General features: G+C 41.5%; 5 protein-coding genes and 1 pseudogene. All 6 read left to right on the top strand.

Going from position 1 to position 8,087, the window contains the following annotated elements; genetic code table 11:
- The first annotated feature begins 404 nt into the window (after positions 1 to 404).
- A complete protein-coding gene (locus QT987_RS28905; RefSeq protein ID WP_333246864.1) occupies positions 405 to 806 on the top strand; it encodes a plasmid mobilization protein in 402 nt (133 codons plus the stop codon).
- 50 nt (positions 807 to 856) lie between these two features.
- On the top strand, positions 857 to 2,707 hold the full coding sequence (locus tag QT987_RS28910; protein WP_333246866.1) for a relaxase/mobilization nuclease domain-containing protein: 1,851 nt from the start codon (positions 857 to 859) through the stop codon (positions 2,705 to 2,707).
- 466 nt (positions 2,708 to 3,173) lie between these two features.
- On the top strand, positions 3,174 to 4,442 hold the full coding sequence (locus QT987_RS28915) for a transposase (RefSeq protein ID WP_333246868.1): 1,269 nt from the start codon (positions 3,174 to 3,176) through the stop codon (positions 4,440 to 4,442).
- 181 nt (positions 4,443 to 4,623) lie between these two features.
- Positions 4,624 to 6,333: an SNF2-related protein gene (locus tag QT987_RS28920; RefSeq protein WP_333246870.1), complete on the top strand. Its 1,710-nt coding sequence runs from the start codon at positions 4,624 to 4,626 to the stop codon at positions 6,331 to 6,333.
- Between the two features lie 19 nt (positions 6,334 to 6,352).
- Positions 6,353 to 7,408: a hypothetical protein gene (locus tag QT987_RS28925; protein ID WP_333246872.1), complete on the top strand. Its 1,056-nt coding sequence runs from the start codon at positions 6,353 to 6,355 to the stop codon at positions 7,406 to 7,408.
- 395 nt (positions 7,409 to 7,803) lie between these two features.
- A pseudogene (locus tag QT987_RS28930) lies at positions 7,804 to 7,938 on the top strand (IS4 family transposase); the annotation flags it as partial.
- Positions 7,939 to 8,087 lie beyond the last annotated feature (149 nt).

The raw sequence follows: 8,087 nt of genomic DNA on the forward strand, positions 1-8,087 counted from the left end.
ATGTTTTTGTGATCACAAACCTGACTTTTAAGTGCAGAAAGAGAAATAATGCACCCTCCTTTTACGGAAGCCTAACCATAAGGTCGGGTTTAATACTTTCTTTAGCTTTAATGACAATTGTAACTATTTGTACTACAATTCAAGCTGAATATTATACAGCTATAAGAAATTAGAGGGAGAAAATGCTTCAAAAGCAATTCAACAAGCTCATCACTTATTCAAGTGCGATCGCACCTCAACCCACTATTTTATACAAATAAAGGAAATTATAGTCAGTCTTTACGTTAATAAACTGTCTAAATAGCCCTCTCCAATTGGGGGAGATAAATTCACCTGAATAGCGCTTGTCGATTACAGTTATTAACTTGTATCTTGGCTCATAGTGTGATTCCTGATTAAAAGCTATGAAAACTTTACTGAAAGCAAGACCCAGAGAACGGCTATCAAACCATATCCACATTCGCCTAACTGACTCGGATTATAGCCAAATTCAAACACTAGCGAACCAAGTAAATTTGAGTATGAGCGACTTCATGCGTCGTGCAGCTTTGAAAAGAGCCATGCCACGCCCTCTAGCTGCATTTGACTTAAAAGCCTATCAAGTTTTATGCCAAATTAATGCCCAACTTAGAGTTGCCGGAAACAATATTAATCAGATTGCTAAAGCTTGCAATAGTGCTGTGGTATTAGGAGAACCCGTTACTGTCAATACAGAACTCTTAGAAAGCGTACAGCACCTCATTCAACAAAACCAAACTGCTATTAAAACAATAGTTGCAAACCTTACCAATTCTACAGTTCGCTAATTTTTAACAAGCCTGAGCAATCGATGCAATAAACCTACTACAAAACGGTTATGATTGGCAAACAAATCAAAGGTACAGGCTGGAGGGGCTGTCTGAACTATGTACTTGGCAAAAAAGGCGCTTACTTAATTGGCGGTACTATGTGTGGACAAACACCTGAAGAACTGGCTGCTGAATTTGCCATCGCCCGACAACTAAGACCTAACCTGAAAGTAGCAGTTTTTCACGCCACTTTATCTGTCGATAGCACCGAAAAACTAGAAGATTCTGAAGAAAATGACCAGCGCTGGCTGGCGATTGCAGCCAACTACATGAAAGCGATGGAATTTGACAACAACCAGTACGCAGTTGTCAAGCACAGCGATACAGAACACGACCACATCCACATCGTCGCCAGTCGCATTTGCCTAGATGGAGGTGTTGTTGATGATAGCTGGGATTACTACAAAAGCCAAGAAACTATTCGCCAGCTTGAACGGAACTACAACCTGGAAACTGTTACACCCAGTTGGGAAACAGACAAGCGAGCTCAGACTACAGGAGAACACAGGCAATTAAAAAACAAGGGGAACAAGAGCGTTAGGGTGCAATTGCAAGACCTAATTGATGAAGTTTCCCAAGACAACCCAAGTATGCCAGAATTCGTTGAGCGGTTGCAGCAACAAGGCGTAGAGGTGCAAGTCGGATTGACTCGAACTGGAATCGTCTTCAGTAAAGGCATTTCTTACAATTTAGATGGGGTCGCTTTAAGTGGTACTCAGTTGGGTAAAGCCTACACTTTTTCTGGATTGCAGAAGCATCGAGGCGTTAGCTATGACCCACAACGAGATAACGCCCTAATTGAGGCTTTAATGCAGCCACAACACTTAGCTATCGCCCCCAGTGAGGCAGAGGAAAATGAGCTAGAGTCGTCACAATCTGAGTTAGTAGCAGGCGCACCGGCAATCCCTGCAACAGCAAATGAGTTAGAGTTGTCACAATCTGAGCTAGCAGCAACCGCACCTGCAACGAGTGCAACAGCAAATGAGTTAGAGTTGTCACAATCTGAGCTAGCAGCAACCGCACCTGCAACGAGTGCAACAGCAAATGAGTTAGAGTTGTCACAATCTGAGCTAGCAGTAACCGCACCTGCAACGAGTGCAACAGCAAATGAGTTAGAGTTGTCACAATCTGAGCTAGAAACAACTACACATGGAACTCCTACCACAGCAAATGAGTTAGAGTTGTCACAATCTGAGCTAGAAACAACCGCACCTGCAACGAGTACAACAGCAAATGAGTTAGAGTTGCAATTATCAATCCTGCCAGAAAGGAATGAAACTCAGTGGCAAAAAGTGCGCTCGCATCTAGCAGTCGAGTACAGTTTACCTTTAGAGTTACTCGATTTATTGCACTCTCATTCTTGGCTGTATGCCGGCTCTGAAAAGGCTGTCTTTACGGCACGGACGCTTGACGAGGAAGACCGGTTCGCGTTTGTTCTTAATGAAAGAGGCGACTTTAGTACAACCCATCCCCTGTCATCTGAAGCTGCTTTCTGGGTAGCGACTACTGGAGAAATTGAGCGAGCTGTGATTGCCTGTAACCCAATAGAAGCCCTTTCAATTTTGCTTATTGAACAGGATAACTCTACAACAGCACCAGCGACACTTTACCTAGGAATTGAACGATCTTCACAACTGCCTATAGAATTCTTACAAGAACTCGATAGCGTTATTATAGCGATTGCAGAAAATTCTCAGCTCGCTCGAAATGCGCTTGCGCTGCTACCGAATGCAGAACTTGTCAATCCACAGTCAAGTTGGAATGATATCTGGATACAATTAATTGAGCAAGAACAGCAAAATATTCAACCAAATAACCAACCTTATAAACAGCGCATCCAAGACATCGAACTGGATTAATTGTTGCTACCTTAAATTTGTCTAGAATTTAAACAAAGTGCTTAGGTTCATAAAACAATCAATATGTTTGATAAAACCTGTTGATCAATACTTCGGACAGTTTTTTAACGGCCCTGTAAGCCGAGGGCGAGGAAGCCCTGCCATTTTTTACGCATTTTCTGAAACGAGTGCGCGCTTACTTAAACCTTGAAAAAATAGTCCAGCATATAGCCAGTAAGGGTTTCGGAGACTCGACTAGATCTAAAACTGTCCTCCGTATTGCTTATGGGACAAGGATTATGTCTCACCACTACTTCCGTATCACCGAAAAACGAGACGGAAGCCCCTGGCTTTTAGACATGGGGAGGAAGTCGGTAGCGGTTTCAACCGCCTTCAGTATTTTCTTGGTGGTATTGGTTGTTTTGTAGTCATATTTAAATCTTTAATCAAGAATACTATGCTAATATAGAGCAAGGAGGAAAACAGAATGTATGGATGTCAGCAAAATCTAATTAGTCCAGACAAAGAATTGAAAGCAGTCTTAGAATTCTTGTGTAGTGAAGCCTCAAAGTTAATTAATTGTGGAACTTATTATGCCAGACAACTATTCTTCAAAACTGGCAGGATACCGAGTAGAGCCAAGCTGCATAAAGTTTTAGGAACGGACAATCGAAACATTCATTATAAAGCTTTTTATTCAGATACCGCACAGCAGATACTGACTAGCGTTGCTGAATCTTTCCAATCCTATTTGGGCTTGCTAGCTGGAATCAAAGAAGGGACAGTGACGCAACATCCAAGACTTCCTGGATACAGACAAGGTGGATTAGCCCTTGTAACTTTTACAGGTAGATCAGTCAAATTAAAAGATGGAATGTTGCGATTTCCTTTAGGGAAGCAAGTTAAAGCTTGGTTTGGCATAGATGCGTTCTATCTGACGATGCCATCTAATAAGGAGCATTCTTCGATTCGAGAGTACAGGATTTTACCTAGAAACGGATGTTTTTATCTAGAATTGGTTTACCAAAAAGAAGCTGTTCAATCCGATGTCAACGTTGATTCTGTATTGATGATCGACCACGGGATGGACAACTGGATAACTTGTGTCAGCAATATTGGAACTTCATTCATCGTAGACGGAAAGCATCTCAAGTCCATCAACCAAGGCTATAACAAACGAGTGGCAAGCTTGATGTCTGGAAAAGACAATGGATTCTGGTCGAAAAGACTGGAACGGCTGACCGAAAGCAGAAATAGAACAATGCGGGATGCAGTTAATAAAGCTGCTCGTAAGGTGATAGATCATTGTATATCATCCAAGATTGGTACAGTCATATTTGGATGGAACAAGTATCAGAAAGATTCGCTAAATCTGGGTACAAATACCAATCAAAAATTTGTTCAGATTCCCACGGGTAGGTTAAAAGATAGAATTGCTCAACTCTGCGAACAGTACGGAATTAAATTCGTCGAAACCGAAGAATCCTATACTTCAAAAACTTCTTTTCTCGATGCGGACGAACTGCCTAAAATCGGCGAAAAACCCGAGTGGTGGAAAGCTTCTGGAACAAGAATTAAACGTGGATTATATCGGACAGCGAAGGGGTGGCTAATTAATGCAGATTGCAATGGTTGTGCAAATATTGGTCGTAAAGTAGCAACAATACTTGGACTCGATCTAAGTGGAGTTGGTAGAGGTGACTTGTCAGCACCTGTAAGACTTAAATTGTGGTCTTATGAATCCCCTCGCCTTTAGGCATGGGGAGATGTCAATACCAAGCATCATAACTTGGCTGTACAATAAAGGGTTCTAGCCGTGGGTCGCCCGTATTCTTAGCCTCAAACGCTAAGGATAATGACTACACTTATTACCTAGCAAAGCTTTTAGGCTAGCGGACAGGTCTGTTTAGCAGACCAAGTAAGGAAAAACTATAAATATGGAAAAAAACTATACATTTCAATTCAATCCTTCCACTGCCTTAGAAGCCCTGAAAGCTGGTAAATACGACCCGCTTAACTTCTACGAAGCGCGTTTAGACCTGTTTAACCTCTCGGTAATGGCAGACTATGACCAACTCATTTGCCTACCCACATTAACTGCTATCGACAAATACTGGTATCAGATTGAAACAGCCCGAAAAGTCCTCAGACAAATGGGTGGACGGGCATTACTAGCGGATGAAGTCGGATTGGGTAAAACCATTGAAGCGGGACTAATCATCGCCGAATACTTAGCTAGGGGGATGGTAAAGTCCATCCTAGTGTTAACTCCGGCATCCCTAGTTTCCCAGTGGCAATCAGAGTTAAGTGACAAATTTAATATCGCTACTATCACCACAGATAACCGTGACCCACAACAACCGATAGACGAATTTTGGACAAATAATCCGCGAATTATCGCTTCATTAAACACGGCTAAGTCTGCTAAACATTATCTTCACGTCACCAGTCGTACTTGGGATTTGGTTGTTGTCGATGAGGCACACCATCTAAAAAATCGCAGTACCCTCAACTGGAAACTGGTCAACGCCCTCAATAAGCGGTTTATCCTCATGCTTACTGCTACGCCAGTGCAGAACTCCCTTGTGGAACTGTTTAATCTGCTAACCCTCCTCAAACCGGGACTGCTACAAACAGAAGCCGCTTTTAAAAAAGAATACGTCAATTCCAAGAATGGACGAGTCCCTAAAAATCCCGAAAAGTTACGCACTCTGATGCGGGAAGTTATGGTACGAAATACCCGCGCCCTAGTAGATGTCAAACTGCCCAAACGCTTCGCCACCACAATTACCGTTACCCCGGCAGCCGGAGAGGAGAAACTTTACCAAGACTTGAGCAAGTATCTACGTTCTTCAGAGGATAAACTAGACAGACTCTCCCGTACTAATTTGCTAATGCGAGCGGGTTCATCCCCTAATGCTTTAGCTGACTCCCTCAAGCAACTGACTATCCGCCTACCCGATGAAGAACTGAAGTCTTTAGCTGCACGAGCATCCCAAGTCAAGCAGGTCGAGAAAGCAAAAACCTTAGTAGAGATGCTCTCCAAATCTCGCCAGAAAACCTTAGTTTTCACAACCCATAAAGCAACTAGCACCTATTTAGCTAAAACGCTGCAAGCGGAAAATATCCCCTTTGCAGAATTTACTGGCGGAATGTCCCTTAAACAGAAAGATGAGGCTATAGCCGCATTTCGGGATAATGTTTCTGTACTCTTAGCATCGGAAACAGGGGGAGAAGGACGTAACATCCAGTTTGCTAATGCGATCGTTAATTATGACCTGCCCTGGAACCCAATGAAAATTGAACAGCGCATTGGTCGCATCCACCGCATCGGACAAACCCAGGATGTTTTTATTTTTAACTTCTGTCTCAAAGGCAGTATCGAAGAGTATATTCTGCGGATACTGCACGACAAAATTAATATGTTTGAACTGGTAGTCGGAGAAATTGAAACAATTTTAGGCAATGTGGATGATGAATTTGACTTTAGTGAAGTTGTCATGGATATCTGGCTTAAGCATCAAGTTAAACCCGAATTAGATCAAGCCTTTGAGCAATTGGCAGATAATTTGTTGAAAGCCCAAAAACAATATGAGCAAATTCAAGAACTGGATGAACAGATTTTTGGCGCAGATTTTGAAGCTTGAAAAATTGATTTGATTAAATATGTTATCAGACCCAATAATTACTACTTTAGAAAAAATTGTAGCTCTCCATGACGGAATAGCTGAACCGGCTGGGGAACACGTTTTAAATGCGCTGTTAAATGAAAACATAGCCTCGTTACTTTCTCTACCAGAAGAAGTAACTTTTACAACTATCACTGATGTACCTCAAAGTGTTTTTGTTACTTATCATTCAGAAGTATTAAATAAATTATCTGAACTATTAGCTGTCAAAGGGCAGATTAGTGCCTTGGGTGTAAAATTTGATGGCTATCTAAAAGCTACGGGATTTGACAAAAGCATACCAGAGAGATTCAAACCTCAAAATGGGTTAATTCGTTTTGTAGATGCTAAACCATCAACCACTCGCTACATTTTATGTAATGTGGCTTACACAGCGAATGCCGAAGAAAAAAGGATTGGTCTAGTTTCGTTTATTATCAATGAAATAACAGGAGTAACACCAGTACAAATTGGGGATGCTTTATTTTGGGAGTCTGACAGAATGGATGTGGATAATCAAGAAACACCATTTTCTATTCCTTTTGATGAGTTGTTGAAGTTAATCGAACATCAAAGTGGAATATTGATTGAAAAATCTTTAGATAATTGGCAGGCTAAATTAACAAGAGCAAGAGCTAGGGATGAAGAAAGACTAAAGGATTATTACAACACGATTAGCTCTGGGATTCGCCACAAGATTGAGTTAAAAAATTTGATTGGTGATGAATTAGACAAAGAATTAGCTCGAATTGAAGCTACTAATAGAGAGCTAGATCGAAAATTGTTAGATATCCAAGAGCGTTATGCAATGAGTGTAGAAGCTTGGTTGCACAGTGCAATGATTATCCATCTACCTACAGTACATATTCAATGTGAGTTGCAAAGAAAGAAAACGAAACGGACTGTAACAATAGTTTGGAATCCGTTCACTAAAATTATTGAACCTCTTTGCTGTGAATTATCAGGAGAACCTGTTTACGATTTCTATTTAGATGATCTATCAGCTAAAATTATCTCCCCGACAGTTTGGACTAGATCATTGGTAACAAGTTAGAACGGAGGAGATTTTGTCAATACCCCTTTATGTAGAAATATAATTGAATAATAATGATAATCAAACAAGGGGTAAGGGTGGGAGAGTCCGCCGTCGGCGGACTCTCCCACCGGCAGCGATTATCATTATTAATAAGTTGTTCGCCTACTCTAGTCGCGGGCGATCGATCATAGTTGCGGGCGATCGATCATAGTTGCGGGCGATCGATCATAGTTGCGGGCGATCAATAATAGTTGCGGGCGATCAATAATAGTTGCGTGTGATCAATAATAGTTGCGGGCGTTGGTATTATCAAATGATAGAATTGACAAATAATTGAGCGATTGTGTAGGTCAGCAAATATGGCCAAGAATCAAAAAACTAACCGTGACCACGCTAAAAAAACTCACAGGCCAATGATGGAAGAAGAGGTAATCGCCTCGCAACTATCTGCATTATTAACACCAGCCATCACCTCACAAGAAAATTACTACCGTCAACTGGGTTTACGAGGGAGAATTCTCAACTTACCGTTGATGGTAGCAGCAGTATGGGAGCATCCCGGTTTTGTAAAAGTAGTATCAAGAGAGGATAATAGGTAGAGCGTCAACAGAAGCGTGAACGGGAGCATCCCGATTTTGCAAGTATACAAAAGTATGATATGATGTATTGTTTTTTTGGAAAACCGACACTTAGCTTC

Source organism: Microcoleus sp. SVA1B4, from assembly GCF_036700545.1.
In the GTDB taxonomy this organism is placed as follows: domain Bacteria; phylum Cyanobacteriota; class Cyanobacteriia; order Cyanobacteriales; family Microcoleaceae; genus Microcoleus.